The sequence below is a fragment of the Shewanella decolorationis genome (genome assembly GCF_004354305.1).
Lineage (GTDB): Bacteria > Pseudomonadota > Gammaproteobacteria > Enterobacterales > Shewanellaceae > Shewanella > Shewanella decolorationis.
In genome coordinates this window covers 697335-718459 of record NZ_CP037898.1, presented here as the reverse complement: position 1 = coordinate 718459, position 21125 = coordinate 697335, and the positions used below count along the sequence as shown (strand labels likewise).

The 21125-nt window shown below is 48.0% G+C and carries 16 protein-coding genes; 11 read left to right on the top strand and 5 right to left on the bottom strand.

The window, feature by feature from the left end:
• Nucleotides 1-106: 106 nt before the first annotated feature.
• The 8 genes from EYR25_RS03185 to EYR25_RS03150 all read left to right on the top strand — a co-directional run bounded on the left by EYR25_RS03185 (nucleotide 107) and on the right by EYR25_RS03150 (nucleotide 9235).
• Nucleotides 107-787 (top strand): TIGR00153 family protein, encoded by a 681-nt coding sequence (locus EYR25_RS03185; protein ID WP_133178521.1) that lies wholly within the window; start codon nucleotides 107-109, stop codon nucleotides 785-787.
• Nucleotides 788-812: 25 nt separating this feature from the next.
• On the top strand, nucleotides 813-2102 hold the full coding sequence (locus tag EYR25_RS03180; RefSeq protein WP_023268456.1) for an inorganic phosphate transporter: 1290 nt from the start codon (nucleotides 813-815) through the stop codon (nucleotides 2100-2102).
• 194 nt (nucleotides 2103-2296) lie between these two features.
• Complete coding sequence (locus EYR25_RS03175; RefSeq protein WP_165953542.1) at nucleotides 2297-2845, top strand: TIGR04211 family SH3 domain-containing protein; 549 nt, start codon at nucleotides 2297-2299, stop codon at nucleotides 2843-2845.
• A 258-nt stretch (nucleotides 2846-3103) separates the two neighbouring features.
• Nucleotides 3104-6298, top strand: a complete 3195-nt coding sequence (gene putA / locus EYR25_RS03170; RefSeq protein ID WP_023268458.1) for a bifunctional proline dehydrogenase/L-glutamate gamma-semialdehyde dehydrogenase PutA — start codon at nucleotides 3104-3106, stop codon at nucleotides 6296-6298.
• Nucleotides 6299-6870: 572 nt separating this feature from the next.
• Nucleotides 6871-7116, top strand: coding sequence for a hypothetical protein (locus EYR25_RS03165; protein ID WP_133178519.1), 246 nt, complete (start codon nucleotides 6871-6873; stop codon nucleotides 7114-7116).
• A gap of 12 nt (nucleotides 7117-7128) precedes the next feature.
• Nucleotides 7129-7515, top strand: a complete 387-nt coding sequence (locus EYR25_RS03160; protein ID WP_133178518.1) for a hypothetical protein — start codon at nucleotides 7129-7131, stop codon at nucleotides 7513-7515.
• A gap of 711 nt (nucleotides 7516-8226) precedes the next feature.
• Nucleotides 8227-8961: a DUF599 domain-containing protein gene (locus EYR25_RS03155; protein ID WP_039978653.1), complete on the top strand. Its 735-nt coding sequence runs from the start codon at nucleotides 8227-8229 to the stop codon at nucleotides 8959-8961.
• A 94-nt stretch (nucleotides 8962-9055) separates the two neighbouring features.
• Complete coding sequence (locus EYR25_RS03150) at nucleotides 9056-9235, top strand: helix-turn-helix domain-containing protein (protein ID WP_023268461.1); 180 nt, start codon at nucleotides 9056-9058, stop codon at nucleotides 9233-9235.
• A 65-nt stretch (nucleotides 9236-9300) separates the two neighbouring features.
• Here EYR25_RS03150 and EYR25_RS03145 read toward each other — a convergent pair whose 3' ends face one another.
• Genes EYR25_RS03145 through cydD form a run of 3 tightly spaced genes read right to left on the bottom strand, consistent with a single transcriptional unit; the run spans nucleotide 9301 to nucleotide 13623 of the window.
• Nucleotides 9301-9888, bottom strand: coding sequence for a class IV adenylate cyclase (locus EYR25_RS03145; RefSeq protein WP_133178517.1), 588 nt, complete (start codon nucleotides 9886-9888; stop codon nucleotides 9301-9303).
• A 52-nt stretch (nucleotides 9889-9940) separates the two neighbouring features.
• Complete coding sequence (cydC, locus tag EYR25_RS03140; RefSeq protein WP_133178516.1) at nucleotides 9941-11692, bottom strand: heme ABC transporter ATP-binding protein/permease CydC; 1752 nt, start codon at nucleotides 11690-11692, stop codon at nucleotides 9941-9943.
• A complete protein-coding gene (gene cydD / locus EYR25_RS03135) occupies nucleotides 11689-13623 on the bottom strand; it encodes a heme ABC transporter permease/ATP-binding protein CydD (RefSeq protein WP_133178515.1) in 1935 nt (644 codons plus the stop codon). Before cydD ends, cydC begins: the two co-directional genes overlap by 4 nt.
• Before the next feature lie 386 nt (nucleotides 13624-14009).
• Between cydD and EYR25_RS03130 the strand changes: the two genes are divergently transcribed.
• Entirely contained in the window at nucleotides 14010-14528 is a 519-nt protein-coding gene (locus EYR25_RS03130) for a type II secretion system protein (protein WP_133178514.1), read from the top strand.
• Between the two features lie 83 nt (nucleotides 14529-14611).
• Here the strand turns inward: EYR25_RS03130 and EYR25_RS03125 are convergent, their stop codons facing one another.
• Nucleotides 14612-15661 carry a DUF3626 domain-containing protein gene (locus tag EYR25_RS03125; RefSeq protein ID WP_133178513.1) on the bottom strand — a complete coding sequence of 350 codons (1050 nt, stop codon included), beginning with the start codon at nucleotides 15659-15661 and terminating at the stop codon, nucleotides 14612-14614.
• A gap of 405 nt (nucleotides 15662-16066) precedes the next feature.
• On the opposite strand from EYR25_RS03125, the gene EYR25_RS03120 reads away from it, so the two are divergent.
• Nucleotides 16067-17728: a DEAD/DEAH box helicase gene (locus EYR25_RS03120; RefSeq protein ID WP_133178512.1), complete on the top strand. Its 1662-nt coding sequence runs from the start codon at nucleotides 16067-16069 to the stop codon at nucleotides 17726-17728.
• A 130-nt stretch (nucleotides 17729-17858) separates the two neighbouring features.
• Here the strand turns inward: EYR25_RS03120 and EYR25_RS03115 are convergent, their stop codons facing one another.
• Nucleotides 17859-19559, bottom strand: coding sequence for a methyl-accepting chemotaxis protein (locus EYR25_RS03115; protein WP_133178511.1), 1701 nt, complete (start codon nucleotides 19557-19559; stop codon nucleotides 17859-17861).
• A gap of 300 nt (nucleotides 19560-19859) precedes the next feature.
• Here EYR25_RS03115 and EYR25_RS03110 point away from each other — a divergent pair, with 300 nt between their 5' ends.
• Nucleotides 19860-21107: an aminotransferase class V-fold PLP-dependent enzyme gene (locus EYR25_RS03110; protein ID WP_133178510.1), complete on the top strand. Its 1248-nt coding sequence runs from the start codon at nucleotides 19860-19862 to the stop codon at nucleotides 21105-21107.
• Nucleotides 21108-21125: the final 18 nt, after the last annotated feature.

Below are 21125 nucleotides of genomic sequence, written 5' to 3'. Positions count from 1 at the left end.
AATGCTGTGAATTTTTCTAAAAAAACACAGTTTCAATACGCGGACGCATAGGGTAACATGCGCCCGCTTTTTCCAATCATGGAACAATCTAAATAGGTAAACGGCAATGCCAGTAAACTCTATTTTGGGCGTGTTTGCAAAATCGCCAATCAAGCCTCTTCAAGAGCACATGGACAAAGTCTACGATTGCGCATCGTTACTGGTCCCCTTTTTCGAAGCCACCATCACAGGTAACTGGGATGGCGCAGTTCAACTACGCAAGCAAATCAGTTTAGCGGAAAAGCAAGGTGACTCACTCAAGCGTGAAATTCGCCTCACTCTGCCAAGCGGTTTGTTTATGCCAGTTGAGCGTACAGATCTATTGGAACTACTGACTCAACAAGACAAAATCGCTAACAAAGCAAAAGATATCTCTGGTCGTGTTATCGGCCGTCAATTATTAATCCCTCAGGTCATGCAAGTGCCCTTTATTGCGTATCTACAACGTTGTATCGACGCAGTAGGTCTTGCACAACAAGTCATTAACGAACTCGAAGATTTGCTAGAAGCAGGTTTCCGCGGTCGTGAAGTCGACTTAGTGGCTAAAATGATCAACGAACTCGATATCATCGAAGAAGATACTGACGATCTGCAAATTCAATTACGTCGTCAGCTATTTGCATTGGAATCAGAATTGAATCCTGTCGATGTGATGTTCCTCTATAAAACGATTGAATGGGTCGGCGGTCTTGCAGATCTTGCCGAACGCGTCGGTTCGCGTCTTGAGCTTATGCTGGCTCGCGTTTAATAAATAAGGTTATCAAGGTATCAATATGGTTGATGCAGGTATGGAGGTGGCTAACGTCTTAGCCACTAATGGGCCGTGGCTTATTGCCATTGCGGCCGCGTTTGGTTTTCTAATGGCGTGGGGTATTGGTGCGAACGACGTGGCCAATGCAATGGGAACCTCAGTGGGTTCCAACGCTATTACTATTAAACAAGCGATTATTATCGCAATGATCTTCGAATTTGCGGGTGCTTACTTAGCCGGCGGCGAAGTGACCAGTACGATCCGTAACGGTATTATTGATTCAAGTTACTTTACCCAAACCCCTGAATTGCTGGTATACGGCATGATTGGCTCGCTGTTAGCCGCAGGGATTTGGTTAGTTGTCGCATCAGCCTTAGGCTGGCCAGTATCAACCACTCACTCTATCGTAGGTGCAATTATCGGCTTCGCGGCTGTGGGTGTTGGCACTGAGTCTGTCGCCTGGGAAAAAGTAGGTGGTATTGTTGGCTCTTGGGTCATCACCCCTGCAATCTCTGGCTTTATGGCTTTCATTCTGTTCCAAAGCACGCAAAAACTGATTTTCAACACAGATAACCCTCTCGCTAACGCGAAACGCTATGTGCCTTTCTACATGGCATTTGCTGGCTTTATCATGTCGTTAGTCACCATCCTTAAGGGTCTATCACACGTTGGTATTCACTTAAAAGGTGCCGAAGCGTATATGCTGGCGGGTGTGATTGCAATTGCCGTTGGTATTATTGGAAAGGTGATCATTTCTCGTTTAAAAATGGATGAGAAAGCCACCCACAAAACCATGTACGCTAACGTTGAAAAAGTGTTTGCTATCCTGATGGTACTCACAGCCTGTTGTATGGCGTTTGCCCACGGTTCAAACGACGTAGCTAACGCGATTGGCCCATTAGCGGCGGTTGTCTCTGTGGTAAACAGTGGCGGTCAAATTGCGTCTAAGTCTCCGTTAGTTTGGTGGATCCTACCTTTAGGTGCCGTTGGTATCGTGATGGGTCTGGCTATCTTCGGTAAGCGCGTGATGCAAACCATTGGTAAAAACATCACTCACTTAACACCAAGCCGTGGTTTTGCTGCCGAATTAGCTGCTGCCTCGACTGTAGTTATTGCTTCTGGTACTGGTTTACCTATCTCTACCACACAAACCTTAGTGGGTGCGGTACTAGGTGTGGGTATGGCCCGTGGTATTGCGGCAATCAACATTGGTGTCGTGCGTAATATCGTTGTGTCTTGGGTGGTTACTTTACCTGCGGGTGCGGGCCTGTCGATCATCTTCTTCTTTATGATTAAAGGTATCTTTAACTAAGAAGCCAGGGTGACTATGGCAAGCTTGCCGTAGAAACGCACAAAACACACAGGAATCGCTAGCATGGATGCGGCAAAGTTGAGGGAAGTCTATGACTTCCCTCTTGCATTGCAGGCCCCAAATCCCTAGCATGTGGTCACTATTTCGTTGATGAGAATACAAAAGTGTTAAGAATGCTGACTCTGGTGGGAATGATGTTACTCTCCCCCAACCTGCTGGCCGAAGGCCAACCCCGTTATATCTCGGACAACGTGTTTCTTTATATTCTCAATGGTCCGAGTACAGACTACCGTATCTTAGGCTCGATTGAAGCGGGACAACCTATTACTTTATTGGGCGAAACCCAAGGCGATTACTCCAAAATTGTCGACCACAAGGGACGCGAAGGTTGGGTACCAACTAACATGATTAGCGCTACCCCAAGTTTTCGCGAGCAAGTATCGTCACTCACCAGTGAACTGGCTCAAGCCAAAGCTAAACTGGACGAAGTGATGAGCTCAACCGATAACCATGCCGATGAAGTGGCCGAGCTTAAAGCCAAGTTGACCGAAGCAGAGGCAATGTTGAGCAAAGCCACCCAGGAGCGTGACAGTTTGAAACTGGCCGTGGATAGCAGCGCTCAGGAAGCACAATTTGCCCTTTGGCGTGAAGGTGGTTTGATTGCCGCAGCCGGTTTAGTGGTGGGGGTGATTTTGGTGTATCTACCAAGACCGCAGCGCCGCAATAAAAAGCGTTGGATGTAAATTTTTACGCAAATCCGCTGAAAGAAAAATCAAAAGCCAGTGTTTTCAAACACTGGCTTTTTTGTCAATCGGGCGTTACATCTAGCGCGTAACAAGCTAATCAAACAATCTTCACATTCTTTCACGCTATAGTGTTGTCCGTCACATTTTGGTTGTATAATCTGCGCGCGCAAAGCTTCATATTGTATACAAAATATCAAATGCGTTTCGCGCCCCCCATTTTTGTTTCAACAATAGAGCCGAAAACAACTGGCCAAGATGGAAGCGATTACTATGTTCAAAGCGAGTGAAGTGCTGGCAGGCCGCTACGATTCTGCCAATCTCGACGAACTGTTCAAAGCCGTCACCGACAACTACATTGTCGATGAAGAACAATACTTGTCAGAGCTAATCAAACTAGTGCCCTCCAGTGATGAAGCCATCGAGCGCGTCACTCGTCGTGCCCACGAACTGGTCAACAAAGTTCGTCAATTCGATAAGAAAGGTTTAATGGTTGGCATCGACGCCTTCCTGCAGCAATACAGCTTAGAAACACAGGAAGGGATTATCCTGATGTGTTTAGCCGAAGCTCTGCTGCGTATTCCCGATGCGGCCACCGCCGACGCCTTAATTGAAGACAAACTCTCAGGCGCAAAATGGGATGAACACTTAAGCAAGAGCGATTCGGTACTGGTTAACGCCTCCACTTGGGGCCTAATGCTCACGGGCAAAATCGTCAAACTCGATAAAAAAATCGATGGTACGCCAAGCAACCTGTTAAGCCGTTTAGTGAATCGTTTAGGTGAGCCAGTGATCCGCCAAGCCATGATGGCGGCGATGAAGATCATGGGTAAGCAGTTCGTTCTCGGCCGCACCATGAAAGAAGCGCTCAAGAACAGCGAAGACAAGCGTAAATTAGGTTACACCCACTCTTACGACATGCTGGGTGAAGCCGCGCTGACGCGTAAAGATGCCGAAAAATACTTTAACGATTATGCCAATGCGATTACCGAGTTAGGCGCGCAAAGCTATAACGAAAACGAATCACCACGCCCAACGATTTCTATCAAGCTGTCGGCACTGCACCCACGTTACGAAGTCGCTAATGAAGACCGTGTGCTGACCGAGCTGTATGACACAGTTATTCGCTTAATTAAGTTAGCCCGTGGCTTAAATATCGGTATTTCTATCGACGCCGAAGAAGTTGACCGCCTCGAGCTGTCGCTCAAACTGTTCCAAAAACTGTTTAATTCTGAGGCCACTAAGGGTTGGGGCTTACTCGGTATCGTAGTGCAAGCTTACTCTAAGCGTGCCCTGCCGGTGCTAGTATGGTTAACCCGCCTAGCGAAAGAGCAAGGCGATGAAATTCCAGTTCGCTTAGTGAAAGGCGCTTACTGGGATAGCGAGCTGAAATGGGCACAGCAGGCTGGTGAAGCAGCATACCCACTCTACACCCGCAAAGCTGGTACCGACGTATCATACTTAGCCTGTGCGCGTTATCTGTTATCCGACGCCACCCGCGGCGCGATTTATCCCCAATTTGCTAGCCACAACGCACAAACGGTAGCGGCGATTTCTGATATGGCGGGCGATCGTAACCACGAATTCCAACGTCTACACGGCATGGGACAAGAGCTGTACGACACCATTCTGTCGGAAGCGGGCGCGAAAGCAGTGCGTATCTACGCTCCAATCGGTGCCCATAAGGATCTGCTGCCCTACTTAGTGCGTCGCCTGCTGGAAAACGGCGCGAACACCTCGTTCGTACACAAGCTGGTCGATCCGAAAACCCCTATCGAGTCTTTAGTGGTTCACCCACTGAAGACCCTGACAGGCTACAAAACCCTGGCTAACAACAAAATCGTTTTACCTACCGACATCTTCGGTAGCGATCGCAAAAATTCCAAGGGACTCAATATGAACATCATTTCAGAAGCAGAGCCATTCTTCGCGGCCTTAGACAAATTCAAATCGACGCAGTGGCAAGCGGGCCCTCTGGTTAATGGTCAAACCTTAACTGGCGAACACAAAACCGTGGTGAGCCCATTCGATACCACTCAAACTGTGGGTCAAGTAGCTTTTGCAGACAAAGCGGCTATCGAACAAGCCGTGTCTTCTGCCCATGCAGCTTTCGCCTCTTGGACACGTACGCCTGTTGAAGTGCGCGCCTCTGCCCTACAAAAGCTTGCGGATCTGTTAGAAGAAAACCGCGAAGAACTGATTGCCCTCTGTACCCGTGAAGCGGGCAAGAGCATTCAAGACGGTATCGACGAAGTGCGTGAAGCCGTAGACTTCTGCCGCTACTACGCGGTGCAAGCTAAGAAGCTGATGTCAAAACCTGAACTGCTCCCAGGCCCAACGGGTGAGTTAAACGAACTCTTCCTCCAAGGTCGCGGTGTGTTCGTGTGTATCAGCCCATGGAACTTCCCACTCGCTATCTTCTTAGGCCAAGTATCGGCAGCCCTCGCTGCGGGTAACACTGTCGTTGCTAAACCTGCTGAGCAAACCTCTATCATTGGTTACCGCGCAGTACAGCTTGCACACCAAGCGGGTATTCCAACGGACGTGCTGCAATATCTACCCGGCACAGGCGCAACTGTGGGTAACGCGCTGACGGCTGATGAGCGCATCGGCGGCGTATGTTTTACCGGTTCAACTGGCACAGCCAAACTGATTAACCGCACGCTGGCTAATCGTGAAGGCGCGATCATTCCTTTGATTGCTGAAACCGGTGGCCAAAACGCCATGGTGGTTGACTCTACTTCTCAACCAGAACAAGTGGTTAACGATGTGGTTTCGTCTTCCTTCACCAGCGCGGGTCAACGCTGCTCGGCGCTGCGCGTACTCTTCCTGCAGGAAGATATTGCAGACCGCGTGATCGATGTACTCCAAGGTGCGATGGATGAGCTAGTGATTGGCAACCCAAGTTCAGTGAAAACCGACGTTGGCCCAGTTATCGATGCAACCGCAAAGGCTAACCTTGACGCCCATATCGACCATATCAAGCAAGTTGGCAAGCTGATCAAGCAAATGCCATTGCCTGCTGGTACTGAGAATGGTCACTTTGTGTCACCAACCGCCGTTGAAATCGATTCAATCAAAGTGCTTGAAAAAGAACACTTTGGTCCAATCCTGCACGTGATCCGTTACAAGGCATCTGAACTTGCCCATGTGATCGATGAAATCAACAGCACAGGCTTTGGCTTAACCTTAGGTATCCACAGTCGTAACGAAGGCCATGCCCTCGAAGTGGCTGACAAGGTTAACGTGGGTAACGTGTACATCAACCGTAACCAAATCGGCGCTGTGGTTGGCGTACAACCTTTCGGTGGTCAAGGTCTGTCGGGCACAGGTCCAAAAGCCGGTGGTCCACACTACTTAACTCGCTTCGTGACTGAAAAAACTCGCACTAATAACATCACCGCCATCGGTGGTAACGCGACTCTACTGTCACTGGGTGATAGCGACGCCTAAGTCCTAATGACTTATTGATAAACGAAAGCCAGACTCTGTCTGGCTTTTTTATTTACGTTAATCAAAATCAAAGTCGTGGGGCTTCACCCCACACCCGACCAAGGAGGACTGCTCGTCCTATCCTCCTTGGATGCTCCAAGACGCCCCACCGGAGTTGAAAGCCCCTTGTGCTCATTGCCAAATTTGCTATCGCTTCCGAAGGATGCGTCCCTGCACCTGCGAAAGCTAGTCGGTCATCCATGACCGAACTCACGCAATTTGTCTATTCGCCCTGCGGCAACTCCGAGGGGAGGCGTATTCTGTTACTTCAGAGTTAACTATTAATCCCAAGAGAGTGGTGCCTATCCCATCATTAAGACGTGTGCTTTAAAGAATGAAAAAGCCAAAACAATATCAAGTAATTACCGACCAAACTGAATAAAACCGCTACCACAAAAAAGCAAATTCCTATAGCATCATTTATACCAATTGACATGGATGTGGTAGCTGTCAAGTCCAACAATCGATTTATGCCGTTCAAACAGCGAATAAATACTAAGACGTTATGTTTTTGAGGAAGGAAGTGAGATTTAATGAAAGTTGATGAGTATCAAGAGTTACATAGTGGCGCATACAATTGTGATTTGTCTAGGTCTGAAAAAGAAGTGATCAGGAAAAAACTGCTGGGTTATAAGAGTCAGGTCTTAGCTAATGGAAGTCGTTGCCCGGCAGAAACAGAAAATGCAATTAAGCACCTCAATCAAGAGCTCGCTCCTACTAAATTTTGGTCTACGTGGACAACGGTGACTAAAATTAGCGCTTTATCATCAATAGCTTAGATGCTCGGAATATTGATTAGTATTGCATCTATTGCCCTTAGTACCGCTTCTAGAGATGAGTCAATAGAAAATAAGATTAATGAACTTGATCAAATTCAAGCATCCCTACAAACCTTAAGTAATTATGTAGAGTCCCAGAAATCAGCAGTTCAACTGATTGCCAAAGAAACGGAACAATTAGAATCTGAACGAGATCAAATTAAGCAGATTTTAGAATTAGACCAAAGCAAGTTGGAAGCGATGTTTGCGTATCAAAACAAAATCAGCCGTGAGCAAGCATATTTCGAATATTTTATTTCATTCTTAATAGGGGTTTTATCAAGCTCAGTTGTAGTTCTTGCTGGAAATTGGATTCAAAATAAAAAGAAAGGTCTTAGGTTGCTGCAGGAAAAAACATAAACAAGCATTCAAGTTAAGAAATCAGGGACATATATGGTCACCTCGGGGTTAGCAAGGCCAATATCCCAATCAAAAGATGGGACATGCATAACTCTTTTGGGACTAACAGTCCGACACTGAAATCACAGAGTGCACCATCCCCTCGGAGTTGCCGCAGGGCATTTGCGTTCGTTGCGTGAGCGAGGCATGGTCGTTCTAGTGCATCCATGCACTAGAACGACATTCAAGCATCCTGCCTATCAGATGCCAAGATAGCGTCAGTCGAATCAGACATCAGATGACGCTAATGTTAGATAGGTGAGCCAAGGCGATTTGCGAAGACGACCGTCCGCCCCATGGACGGGGCGGTCGAGCATCCACGGACGGACTCGCTGCGTGTCGGTGAGTAAATGCCGTGGCGAACCACTTTCGGGCGATATTTGTAAACATTAAACACACAACGGCTATAGTTACAAAGTCTTCCTCAATCAGCACGCGGCTTCGAGATACGCCTTAATGCATTTATCTCACTCACTTACCTGACATGAATGTCCTCAAAACTGAGTCTCACCAAGCAAGCGGTTTTAAAGCCAATGTGAGCGGCTTCAAATTGTGAATAGCCGAGATTTGAAAGCGATATGAGGGGATTGCACCTAAGAGATAAAAACCTTCATAATCGCCATTCAATCAACCTATTTTTTACTTTCTCAAAGTCACTTTCTCAAGGCAACTATGACATTCTCGCTATTAGATATTTCTGCATTAACGTGGTTTATCGTTTCTTGGGCTGGCTATACCGCTTTTGCCCGACGCAAGGCGAAGGATACCGACTGTATTGCCCGTGGCCTGCATAAGCACAGGATCTACTGGATGCTCGAGCTGATGACTCGAGGTGTGCGGGTAGGCGATGCGGCGTTATTAGCGAACCTTGAGCGTAATATTGCCTTTTTTGCCTCGACTACGCTGTTCGTGCTCGCGGGGGTATTAACCTTATTTGCCCAGGTTGAACGCCTCGAAGCCGTGATCGCCACTATTCCCTATGCCACACCACCGAACCACTCCTTAGTCCAAGTGAAGCTGGCGCTATTGGTAGTGATCTTTGTGATGGCGTTTTTCCAATTTACCTGGTCGATGCGCCAATATGGCTTTGTAAACGTGATGATTGGCGCAGGCCCCATGGATAGCGAAGGCGCCAACGACAACCTCAAAGCCTACGCGCGGCAAATGGCGACGGTGCAAGATCAAGCCGCCCATTCCTATAACTATGGCCTGCGGGCTTACTACTTTTCGATGGCGGTGCTCTGCTGGTTTGTGCACCCTATCCTATTTATTTTGGCCAGCCTGTTTGTGGTGGTCACCCTCTATCGCCGCGAATTTAAATCCCGCGCCGTGATAGCCATTACCGCCGCCAAGGCACATTTAGGCAGCGAATATCTGGCGCGAGAAACCCAGCGTCAATCTAAGTAGTCCCAGCCAACCTAAGACTGCGCCAGTAAAGCGCAGTTTATTTCTTGTTCTATACTCATTGGGTTAATCACCAATCAATAAGTGGGAGTGAGCCATGAGTGATAATCTGTTAACTGTGGATGAAGTGTGCAAGTTGCTGGATAAGAGCCCGGCAACGATTAAACGCTATGCGCGGGAAAATCTGCTTAGCAGCGTGAAAGACGGTGAAGAATTACGATTCCCCGAAGAAGAGGTTAAACGTTATTTAGCCTTTTCTCAGCGCTTAGGAAAATAAGCCATCATAAACACGTTTTCATGATTCATCCCCAAATGGACTTGGGATGTATCCACGCAAAGCGATTATTGTTGTAAAGCCTGCTGTAATTGCTTGTAGGATAAAAACTCCCGCTGCGCCTCATAGATGGGCAACTTAGCTTCATCATTGGTCATAATAGCAAGCTCGGCAAAGTCACCTAAACCTTCTAGCCAATCAAGCGTTAAATGAAATTCCCCGAGAAAATACACGCTGCGGCGTTTTTTAATCTCAAGCACACATTGATAATCTAAAGTACGCAGCATACTTTTGGCTTTGTCTGCATCCGTAATATTGACCGCCTCACAGCGGTCTTTCTCGGGTCCTTTTACGATCCAAAGTCGGATACCAGAAGGCTGCATCTCGCGAATACACAGGCTTTTATGCTCAGCCGCTAACGACGCTGAGGGTGAATCAAAATACCAGTCATGCTCAAGATTATCCTCGAGCATCACCTCCGGTGATTTAGCGCTTAGGCGTGCCCAAAAAGCCTCTCGGTCTGCGAGCCGATACTTAAGCTCCACCTCAAACTTACCGTTAAAATGGGCGTTAATTTGCGGGGCTAATTCTTTTGGTACTAATTCTTTTGGTGCCAATTCTTTTAGTGCAAAGTCTGCTTGCATTGGGTTATTCATCTAACGGCTTTACTCCTGCTGCACATATTTCTCACCCAGTCGACATCCTGACTCAAGCTAAACGACGATAGAGCGCCTGATAGGCGGGACAAGTTTGCAGTAACTGCTCATGGTTACCCGATGCCACAATTTGCCCCTCGGCGAGGAGGTGAATTTGGTCCATCTTGGCCATCGCCGTTAATCTGTGGCTGATCATTAGCAAGGTTTTATCTTTCGCAAATTCAAATAATAAGCTTAGGATTTCCCGCTCGGTACGCTTATCTAAGCCCTCGGTTGGCTCATCTAACAATAATAGCGGCGCATCACGCAGCAATGCCCTTGCTACGCCTATACGGCGCTGCTCGCCGCCCGATAACTGCCGGCCACCCTCACCAATCCACATATCGAGAGGCTTATCGCCTTTGAGTAATTCGCCTAAACCAACCTGTTGTAAGACTTGGATAAAACGCTCGTCATTGGCGGTACGCTTTTGCCCTGCTGGCACAGGCAAGGCAATGGCAAGGTTTTCCCGCAACGTGCCTGCATACAGATAAATTCGTTGGCTCACCACAGTCATCGCCGATCTTAAGGCGGCCTCGCTATAGTCACTCAGTTGATGACCATCTAGGTAAATTTGGCCACGCTGTGCCTGCCATTCACGGGTGATTAAGGACAATAAACTGGATTTGCCGCAGCCCGTTGCGCCCAATAACGCCACCTTTTGCCCTGGCTCTACGGTTAAGGATAAGCCCTGCAATACACTTTGGTTGTCGTGATAGCCAAAGTGGATATCCGTCATCTGCAGCCCGCCCGATGTCGCCTTAAGCGTTGAATCTTCGCTAAAACGAATATCGCTTTCCTGCTCGGTGATTTCGTGGATTCGTGTCGCCGCCAGCACGCAGCCTGACAAATGTTGGAAAGCACCCGCAATCGGCATCATCATTTCGACACAGGCCATAGTGGCAAACACCATCAAGGCAAACATCGGGCCGGGAGGCACAGCATCGCCCACGCCATTGGCGGCTAAAAATAGCATCATGATGAGTGCCGAGCCCGTCGCGAGGATCAGCATGGCTTGGCTCAAGGCGGTGATATTCGCCATCGCCCCTTGGCTAGCAAATAACGCCTGCTCGGCCTCGTCGAGCTTGTGTCTGTATCTGGCGTTCGCACCAAATAAACTCAGCTCTGCTTGGCCCTGCAACATCTCAAGCAACTGCACCCGATATTGGCGTTTGGTCTCCAACATATTGCGACTTGGCTCGTGCCCAAGCCGATAAAACAGCAGAGGCAGCAGCAACCAAACCACAATCAAAAACAGGCATAAACTTAAGGCCAGCTTGGCATCAAACCATGCGAGGAACAGATATAACAACGCCGTCATCAGCAAGGAAGCCGCCATCGGCGTCAACAACCGTAAATACAGATGGTCGAGTGTATCTATATCCGCCACGAGGCGGTTGAGCATATCCGCGCGGCGCAGCCCCTGCAGATTTTTAGCGCTGAGCGGGAAGAGTTTTCGCCACGCCCACACTCTGAGCTCAGTCAGTAACTTAAAGGTCGCCTCATGGGTTGCTAGGCGCTCACCGTAACGACTGGCCGTTCGAGCGATTGAAAGGAAACGCACGCCACCCGCGGGGGTAAAAAAGTTAAAGGCTTGGGAGCCGATAACCGTTAATCCCGCCACCGCCGTCGCCGATAAAAACCAGCCCGACAGCGACAATAAACCAATCCCCGCCATAAGTGTGGTCAGAGTGAGCACTAGCCCAACGGCCATCATTAACCATTGGTGGGAAAACAACCGAATAAAGGGAAGGATAATTTTCATTGTGCGGCTCCCTCGGTTGTCCCTAACGCGATATCGCTGTGGGTATCAGGCATTGACGGTTCAAGCCCAATATCGGCTACTGATTCAGTATTTTCATGCAACATGGTTTGGAATAACCCCGCCTCAGTTGACAGCGTCGCAAAATCCCCCCGCTGGACTATCTTGCCTTTATCGAGCACAAGGATGGACGACATATGATCTAGTTGATCGACCCTGTGGGTCACCATAATGCCCATCTTACCCGCCATCGCCGCTTTTAAGGTGCGGCTGACGAGTTGTTCGCTAACACTGTCTAAACTCGCCGTCGGTTCATCGAGAATAAAGAGCTGCGCCGCCTGCCCCAATGCCCGCGCGAGCGCAATACGTTGCGCCTGCCCGACCGATAAGGTCGATGACTGCTCGCCTATCGGCGTGGCTAAACCAAGGGGTTGGCTGCGGACAAACTCATGGATATTGGCCTGCTCCAGCAATTGCCATATCTGCTCATCCGTCATTTCGGGATTGGCTAAGGCGACGTTTTCCCGCACTGTGCCATGGAATAACTGCGGTTCTTGCCCAAGCCATGCTAATTGCTGTCGCCAATGGGCAAGGTCGAGGCTTGCGAGCTCAACACCATCGATTAGCAGTTTGCCTTTATAGGGCAAAAATCCTAATAAGGCATTGAGTAAACTGGTTTTACCGGCGCCACTTGGACCAACTAAGGCTAAATGTTCCCCCTGTTTCAACTCAAAACTGATGGGCCCTAATAAGCGGCTGCCATCAACGCTAAAGACCTCAAGTTCTTCAGCTATCAGGCTTTCAATCTTCTCAAGTCTGGTATCACCAACGACTGAGTCTGTTGGCTGAGGCTCAGGATGCTCAAGCAGAGTCATTAAAGCCTGCGCGGCACCAATCGCCTGCGCTTTGGCATGGTAGTGAGTGCCCATATCCCTTAGGGGCTGATAAAACTCCGGCGCTAAAATGAGGATAAACAAGCCGACAAACAGGCTAAAAGGTAAGCCTTCATTCGCATTAGGCCCAAGTTGAGCGTGCGCGCCATAGTAGCCAAAATCGAGGTGCCCTAAATAACTGAAACCAAAGTAAACCGCTAATACGGCAATCGATACCGCGGCAAAAAACTCTAGCACCGCCGAGCTTAAAAAGGCCATGCGCAACACAGACATAGTACGGCTACGGAACTCCTCCGAGGCTTTTTCAATAACCTTAAGCTCAGCATCACCCCTATGGAACAGTTTTAGGGTCGAAAGCCCTTTTAATCTATCCATAAAATGGCCGCTTAATCTAGCTAACGCATTGAAGTTTTTACGGTTAGCATCGGCCGCCCCCATACCGACAAGGATCATAAACAGCGGGATAAGTGGTGCAGTTAACAACAAAATCAGCCCCGCCGCCCAGTTGATGGGAAATACAGCGATGAGGATCAATAAGGGGATCACGCCGGCAAGGGTCATTTGCGGTAGATAACGGGCATAAAAATCTTGTAAATCTTCCACTTGTTCTAAGACTATGCTCGCCCAACTGCCTGCGGGTTTACCTTTAATAAACGCAGGCCCGAGCCGAGTTAACTTATCCATTACCGCACCGCGGATCTGTTGGCGTAAGCGCTTACCCGCTTCAAAACTGGCGCGCTCACGGCCATAGGCGAGTAAGGCTCGCAGCAACATTAACCCAATCAAGGCCATAAAATGTGGCAGATAATCGCTCGCACCCACAGCAGACTGGATTGGTGTGCTATTCCCTCCCTCAGTAAAAGCCTGTAATGCATTGCCAACAATGACGCCATCGAGGAGTGTGGCTATCAGATAAGCCTGTGCTATCAATGCAATAGCACTTAACATTCCACACCATACGGAGAGCTTAACAAACCAGCCACAGGCTTTTTTTTGCGACTTGAGCCAAACGAGAAGGGACTTTTCTAACGACTTATCCATGGTGCTCCAACAAAACCAACACTGCAGTAAATTGTAGAAATCGAACTAACGCTTACCAATCAATGCCAAGAACTTGCAATAAGCGAAAAGGTTCGATAGGGACGCAGTATCGCAGGCATCCCCAACAGATGAAACCTTGGACGTACCTTTTGCCAAAAGATTCATAAAAATGCGATAACGATCAATAAATTCAGATTTAGCTCACACAGATAAACACTGCACGCCTATAAACACGTATTCGCACTCTCACATATCATCAAACTTAACAGTCTTTGTTGATTGCGGATAACCCTATTTAGCAAGGATAAAGACTAAAATCTTAGCTAACTGGTCATTAGCGAAATAGTTAGCTAAGATAGGAATATTTTTCAAGGAGTTAGATAGCAATGACAAACAAGCATTCCGGTTTCACGTTAATAGAACTTGTTGTTGTGATTATTATTTTGGGCATTTTAGCCGTAGTGGCCGTCCCCAAATTTGTGAATTTACAGTCTGATGCGTACAAAAGTCAGTTGTCTGGTGCATTGGCATCAATGAAGTCTGCCGTCACCTTATTCAAGGCAAAATCAGAAATCGCCAACACAGGTACGACTAATCGTGTAGTTTTTGATGGCATTCGGGGTGAGAATTACCAACCTTGGGCCGCAAGTAGCAGTGGCACAGCACCGAGTGCGGGCTACACAACACCACCTGAAATTTTTAATGCAGCAGGCTTAAACGTTAATGATTGGTCCTACCGCATTTATACATCCAACGGCACCTATCAAGTTATAGCAACCCCAAAGCAAAAGTTAAATTTGGCGACCCCGACTCAAGCGGAGGTATCAGCAACTAATTGTTATATAGACTATAAATGGGAGACAACTGGTGTTCCAACTTATACGAAGGTTGACACAGGTTGCTAATCATACAGACGTGTTGACGTTTTGGGCGCTATCAAAACGTCAACAATGCGCAAGTCGCCATATTGAATGGCCCTATTTCTGCGCTAAGGCTGAGTACTACCATATTTAACTAACACATGCCAGAGTAGCTTGAGTTCGTGTGCCACCTGAGCGCGGTTCCCCCGATCACGCCAATGTTGGGGCGAATGGTATAAATCCCGCGCTGCCACGCCAATCGCATAGGCGTCAACACGTTCATCAATTGCAATACGACTTGCCAAAGATGGCATTGTCGGCCCACGAAAATCACTGGGGATCTGCGCCGTGTGCAAGCTAAAGCCATTATGGTATTGCAGCTCAATATCATAACGATCACAGAGCTTGCTTAAGGTGGTGCCGATTTCAGTCCCTTTAAAGCTCGGATCGGCCACCAGCATGGCAATGTCCTCATCGAGGGATACATCACCGTGGATTTGCGCTTCGATATAATGATCGAGATTCGTCGACATCGGCCGTTCAAACCGCGACAGCAAAGATGAATTCAGCTGATGCGCCAAATATTGGATCACGTTTAACGGTTTAAAATCCACTTTGCCCAAGGCATAGTGGCGCTCAAAACTCTCAGTGAGCAGCGCCGCTAATACATCATCAAAACAGGATAAGGTGCCCTTTTCCTTTGGATTACGGTAGGAATCTAAATAAGTGAACGTCGAGCGCGTAAGCAACTGCGAATGGGTCAGCAAATAACAGCTGCCAAAACGTGGGGCAGGACCATCCTGCCACATGCCTAAATCTAAGGCGCCATATTTAGGGCGAGACTTAGTTCCTTTATAGACGTCGCCAAAGAGTTGATTTTCCCAGTGGTCCCTTGGTCCACCTAACTCAGGAGATAACTGCCCATTGGAGATATGGGTTTCGAATTGACTGCGATATTGACCATCACGTAATAACCCCTCGGCCACAGTGAGGCCACGGCTATCGATTCTGTCCGGATGAAAATGCAATGCCACTCGGCCACAGTGTAATAATTGCTTGAGCGCTAACTGCATCTCCTGCATCGGAATGTTGGACATCTGCTGCACGTTTCGAATAACTGCCACAGCCTGTTCACTTCGACTACGCGCTAGGCGCTCAATATGCTGTATTGCTGTCATAATCCACCTGCCATGGAGCGTGAATATTCCTAAGAGAACCCATCCTAAGAATTCAATGGTGCAGAGTTCAAGCTGCAAAGGGAAAATTCCCCGATTACCTTTACCAATCCGATTTACAACAACGCCATACTAATGTCTTTGCAACCTATTGAGGAGGTTTGTTAATTTTACTCCAAGTTAGATTACTTAGAAGCAATGAAATTAACACAAGCGTGATCTTTCCCAAAATACTGAACAAGATACTGATAGGACGATAAATTAGCTACTCCTGAATAGGCTTTTGCGCCAGATAAACAACAAACGACTTTGAAACATGGCGATCTAGCGCCTGTTCATGTAAGCTGCACGCCCGCCAATTTGGCCATACTACTGCTGCGAACTTTTGCTGCCACAAGAGACCCATTAATGAGTTTTTCCTCCCTAGGTTTATCTGCTCCAATCCAAAAAGCCGTGACTGAACAAGGTTATGACACACCCTCTCCCATTCAAGCACAGGCGATTCCCGCCGTACTGACGGGTAAAGACGTGATGGCTGCGGCCCAAACGGGGACAGGAAAAACCGCAGGCTTTACCTTGCCGTTGCTCGAATTACTCTCTAAAGGCCATAAAGCGAAGGCGGGACAAATCCGCGCCCTAGTGCTCACCCCCACGCGCGAGTTAGCGGCACAAGTCAGCGAAAGTGTTGAAACCTATGGTAAATATCTGCCATTACGCTCGGCGGTTGTCTTTGGTGGCGTGCCGATTAATCCCCAAATTCAAAAACTACGCCACGGGGTAGATGTACTGGTCGCCACGCCAGGCCGCTTATTAGATCTTGAGCAGCAAAAGGCGGTGAAGTTTAATCAACTCGAAGTCTTAGTGCTGGATGAAGCGGATCGCATGCTTGACATGGGCTTTATCCGCGATATAAAAAAAATCCTCGCCATGTTGCCCACTCAGCGACAAAACCTGATGTTTTCGGCGACCTTCTCCGATGAAATCCGTGAGCTTGCCAAAGGCCTAGTAAATCAACCAGTAGAAATTTCAGTAACGCCACGCAACGCCGCGGCAAACACAGTCAAACAATGGATTTGTCCCGTCGATAAGAATCAAAAATCGGCGCTACTTATTCAGCTCATCAAGCAGGAAAACTGGCAGCAAGTCTTAGTGTTTTCACGCACTAAACACGGCGCCAACAGACTGGCTAAAACTCTGATTCAAGCCGAGATCAGTGCCGCCGCTATCCACGGCAACAAGAGCCAAGGCGCACGTACTAAAGCCTTAGCCGACTTTAAGAGTGGTGAAGTACGAGTACTTGTGGCGACCGACATTGCGGCACGCGGGCTCGATATCGACCAATTGCCACAAGTGGTGAACTTCGATCTGCCCAATGTGCCCGAAGATTACGTGCACCGTATTGGCCGCACCGGCCGTGCTGGCGCCTTAGGCCAAGCCGTTTCCTTAGTCAGTAACGAAGAAACTAAGCTACTCAGGGACATTGAGCGTTTGATCAATCGCGTGCTTGAAAGGCAGGAGGTTGAAGGCTTCAGCCCTGTTCATGCGCTCCCAGAGTCGACCCTAAATGCCCATGGTAAAGAGAACAAAATCAAAGCCGTGGCGAGCCAACGTAAGCATCGCAGCGCAGGTAAACCAACGCCAAGAGCGGGTACGGGCCGCGATGGTCGTAAAACGTCTGAGAATAGTAGCAACCCCGCTACTCAGCAAAAGAGCGCAAAAACGCAACCGAATCAAGGGCAGCGCAATACGCAACACCAGCGCACTCAGCCCCCAGAGCAACAAAATCAGCAAGGTGAGCATAAGCGTCCCCAAGCTGCAAAAAACGCTGAGCATAAAAACTCGCACTCAATTACCGAACAAGGCCGCTCACCAAAACCGCAGCATAAACATTCGCAACGCGGTAAAAGCGCAGCTAACTCAACCAACGGCGAACACAAACCCGCTAAATCTCGTCCACAACAGACGGATAATGCTAAAGCTAGGCATCAAGATCGTCGCCAGCCGAGCGCAAAACCCACCCGCAATGCTGCAAAAAACGAATTGTCTTCAGTAAGCAATAAGGTGACGTAATAGAGTGAAAGGATTGAGATATCGCTGCAAACTTCAGTGCTAAACCACATCCGCTCTTGCACTTTGTTCATATAAAAATGCCCAAACTTTATAGGTTGGGCATTTTTGTTATGTAAGTAAAAGCAAAGTGTTAACCTGCTCTAACCTTGAACTGATGCATTGCTTCACGTAACGCATTGGCTTGCTGAGATAGCGATTCACTGGCCTTTGTTGTCTCGAAGGCACTATTGAGAACAGACTCACCTGAATCACGAATGGTATTAATCCGCTCACTAATATCCTCAGCAGTTACTGCTTGTTCCTCACTTGCAGTAGCAACCTGCGTATTCGCCAGAGACAATTGAGTTAAGGCGTCTGATATATCAAATAAATTTTGCTTTATTTGATTAACGAGTAAAGATGACTCATTGATTTGCTGCTCATTTTTACTGAATGAATCGACGGCAGACTTAGCGTCCAGCACTAAGGTTTGGATCAGCTCACTGATTTCCTGTGTGGCGGTTTGGCTTCGAGTCGCTAAGGCTCGCACCTCATCGGCAACCACAGCAAATCCCCTTCCCTGTTCACCAGCCCGCGCCGCTTCAATTGAAGCGTTTAAGGCAAGTAAATTGGTTTGGCCAGCAATAGCATCAACGACTGACACAAAATTTAAAATTTTGCTGGTACTAGATTGTAATTGTTGAATAAGTTGACTCGATTGCTGGGCACTAATCACTAATTGCTGGCTTATTTTCTCGCTGGCCTCCACCACATTACAACTTTGTTTAACGCGGTTTTCCGCTTGCCCAGATGAATAGGATGTACTTTCAGCACTGCTTGCGACTTCAGTAATCGTCGCCGCCATCTGTGCCATAGAGGCGGCCACTTGGTCTGTATCGTCCTGCTGGCTCATGATGGCTTTTCGATTATTTTCTGCGACCGCATTCAATTCCGTCACCATAGAGGCGATTTCTTCACTGCGGCTGATGACTTGACCAACAGTACGGCTAAGGGTCAACCCCATTTGATTCATACTCACCGTAAGCTCACCAAGCTCATCTTTAGATTCCACTTTGAGCTCTCGGCTAAAGTTTCCAGCCTCCATCATGGCTGCCGCGTTACGTAAACGCATAATCGAACGCACTATATATTGACTAAATGCGATACCAATGACTAAACCAAAAATCAACGCAATGGATGAAAGAATCATTAAGCCGTAAACTGCATGTTGTTCTTCATCCTCGGTAATACTGACTGCGGTTTGAGTCATTTCTTCTAAGCGCTCAGTAAACTGGCTCAACTTTAAATTAAATTGGCTCTGGATACGTTCAAGCTCATCAACTTGCTGTAGCAATTCCGTCGGGTTTACATGTTGTTGTATTTCACTGACGACAATAGCAAGCTTTGCATCATAATCGCGGTAAATTTGAATAATATTGGCAACTTCCTGGCTAAGTTGTTGTGTTTTTTCTCGTAATTCAGGAGCTTGCTGAACTGTTAACGCCTCATTGAGTAGAGTTTGGGTTGACGTCAGTTCATTATTGATTCGCTCTTTATGCTGAATCACCTCAGCAATAAAGCCCTCAATTAATTTATCTTGAGCAGATACGGGGATTTCAGAGGCTCTGAAGGCTTTCTCAAGACTAACCGAACTTTCAAGCTGCCAGATAGTGACCTCACTTGATAGCTTCACCAATGGCAAATTCTCAGCAGTAATACCATGAATTTCATCGGCAACCCGCTTCATTTTAAGCAAACTAAATCCGGCTAAAAGTAGGATAAGTATCAGCATAATGCCAATAAGGCTGCTCATCTTATATTTGATCTGTAAATCTTTTAAAAAGCCAAGCATGGGGATGTCACTCCGACTGCAAATGTCTTATTTGTCTTTATTTAGCATAGTCGGAGTTTTTGGCTTTGCAGTGACGTGCAAGCGTGGCGAAACAAAAATAGTAGCAATCTACAAACTTAACGTTTGAGTCTACGACTTAAGCATAAGGAGAAATTTGAGACTGAATCTTAGTTAAGCTAAACCGCCATAATAAGGGAACGGGGAAATAAACGTTGGGATGCCATAAACGCCCGCGAAAACTTGCATTCGACGGGAAGATATCCGAAGATCCCAACGCCTTTTTATTGCGTAAAGCCCTAGATGACACACTCAACCTCGACCGACACAGCATTGTCCGATAGCCATAGCCAAATCCGCGCGCAATTTCCTACCCTCTCGCAAATGTTGGGCGACTATCCCCTGTGTTATCTCGATACTGCTGCCACCAGCCAAAAGCCGCAATCCGTGTTAGATGCCATGGCGCAGTATTACCTGAACGACAATGCCAATGTGCACCGCGCGGCGCACCAATTGTCGGCGCGCGCGACCTCTAGCTACGAGAAGGTTCGCGATGAGTTACAAGGGTTTATTAATGCTAAACGCCGCGAAGAAATCATCTTCACCCATGGCACTACTGAGTCGATCAATTTAGTTGCCTATGGCTTAACGCCACAGATTGCAGCGGGCGATCTGATTTTGATCGATACCGCCGCCCACCACGCCAACATAGTGCCGTGGCAAGAATTGGCAAAACGCACGGGCGCCATCATTAAACCTATCCCTCTCGATCAAGATGGCAGGCTCGATCGCCATGCCTATCAAGTATTGCTCGCCCTCAAGCCCAAGATAGTTGCCCTGTGCCATGTGTCGAACGCCTTAGGCACAGTGAATCCTGTTGTCGAGTTAGTGCAGCAAGCCAAGGCGCAGGGTGCGATCACCTTAGTCGATGGAGCGCAGGCGGTTGCACACTTAAGCTTAGATATGGCCGCTATCGATTGTGATTTTTATGTGTTTTCAGGCCATAAGATGTATGGTCCAACCGGCATTGGCGTGCTTTATGGCCGCTTCGACAAGTTAGATACGCTCACGCCACTGTTAACGGGCGGTGAGATGATTAAACGAGTGAGTTTCGATGGCACCGAGTTTGGCAGTTTACCTAATCGCTTAGAGGCAGGTACCCCGCCCATCAGTGAAGTCATCGGCCTAGGCGCCGCAATCCGCTTTTTGCAACAACACTTAACGCCAGCGGTTCAGGCCCACGAGGCAGAACTACTGCAGTATTTACAGCAGCAGCTGCGCGCCCTCGGAGATGTGCATCTCTATGCTGCCCATAGTGATAATCTCGGTGCGGTTGCCTTTAATCTGGGCGATGAGCACCATCAAGATGTCGGGATTTTATTAGACCAACAAGGCGTTGCTGTTCGCTGCGGCCATCACTGCGCCATGCCCTTAATGCAAACCCTTAACCTTAAGGGCTGCTGCCGAGCATCGATTGGTATCTACACTAATAAAGCCGATATCGACCGCTTTATTGCCGCCTTAGCCTCTGTCAAAGAGTTGCTGCTCTAATCCGCTCGCTAAGGGCTA

What these genes read in the sequence shown, in the direction of transcription:
- EYR25_RS03185 (WP_133178521.1), top strand. Translation starts at nt 107, where the DNA reads ATGCCAGTAAACTCTATTTTGGGCGTGTTTGCAAAATCGCCAATCAAG.
- EYR25_RS03180 (WP_023268456.1), top strand. Translation starts at nt 813, where the DNA reads ATGGTTGATGCAGGTATGGAGGTGGCTAACGTCTTAGCCACTAATGGG.
- EYR25_RS03175 (WP_165953542.1), top strand. Translation starts at nt 2,297, where the DNA reads ATGTTACTCTCCCCCAACCTGCTGGCCGAAGGCCAACCCCGTTATATC.
- putA (WP_023268458.1), top strand. Translation starts at nt 3,104, where the DNA reads ATGGAAGCGATTACTATGTTCAAAGCGAGTGAAGTGCTGGCAGGCCGC.
- EYR25_RS03165 (WP_133178519.1), top strand. Translation starts at nt 6,871, where the DNA reads ATGAAAGTTGATGAGTATCAAGAGTTACATAGTGGCGCATACAATTGT.
- EYR25_RS03155 (WP_039978653.1), top strand. Translation starts at nt 8,227, where the DNA reads ATGACATTCTCGCTATTAGATATTTCTGCATTAACGTGGTTTATCGTT.
- EYR25_RS03150 (WP_023268461.1), top strand. Translation starts at nt 9,056, where the DNA reads ATGAGTGATAATCTGTTAACTGTGGATGAAGTGTGCAAGTTGCTGGAT.
- EYR25_RS03145 (WP_133178517.1), bottom strand. Translation starts at nt 9,888, where the DNA reads ATGAATAACCCAATGCAAGCAGACTTTGCACTAAAAGAATTGGCACCA.
- cydC (WP_133178516.1), bottom strand. Translation starts at nt 11,692, where the DNA reads ATGAAAATTATCCTTCCCTTTATTCGGTTGTTTTCCCACCAATGGTTA.
- cydD (WP_133178515.1), bottom strand. Translation starts at nt 13,623, where the DNA reads ATGGATAAGTCGTTAGAAAAGTCCCTTCTCGTTTGGCTCAAGTCGCAA.
- EYR25_RS03130 (WP_133178514.1), top strand. Translation starts at nt 14,010, where the DNA reads ATGACAAACAAGCATTCCGGTTTCACGTTAATAGAACTTGTTGTTGTG.
- EYR25_RS03125 (WP_133178513.1), bottom strand. Translation starts at nt 15,661, where the DNA reads ATGACAGCAATACAGCATATTGAGCGCCTAGCGCGTAGTCGAAGTGAA.
- EYR25_RS03120 (WP_133178512.1), top strand. Translation starts at nt 16,067, where the DNA reads ATGAGTTTTTCCTCCCTAGGTTTATCTGCTCCAATCCAAAAAGCCGTG.
- EYR25_RS03115 (WP_133178511.1), bottom strand. Translation starts at nt 19,559, where the DNA reads ATGCTTGGCTTTTTAAAAGATTTACAGATCAAATATAAGATGAGCAGC.
- EYR25_RS03110 (WP_133178510.1), top strand. Translation starts at nt 19,860, where the DNA reads ATGACACACTCAACCTCGACCGACACAGCATTGTCCGATAGCCATAGC.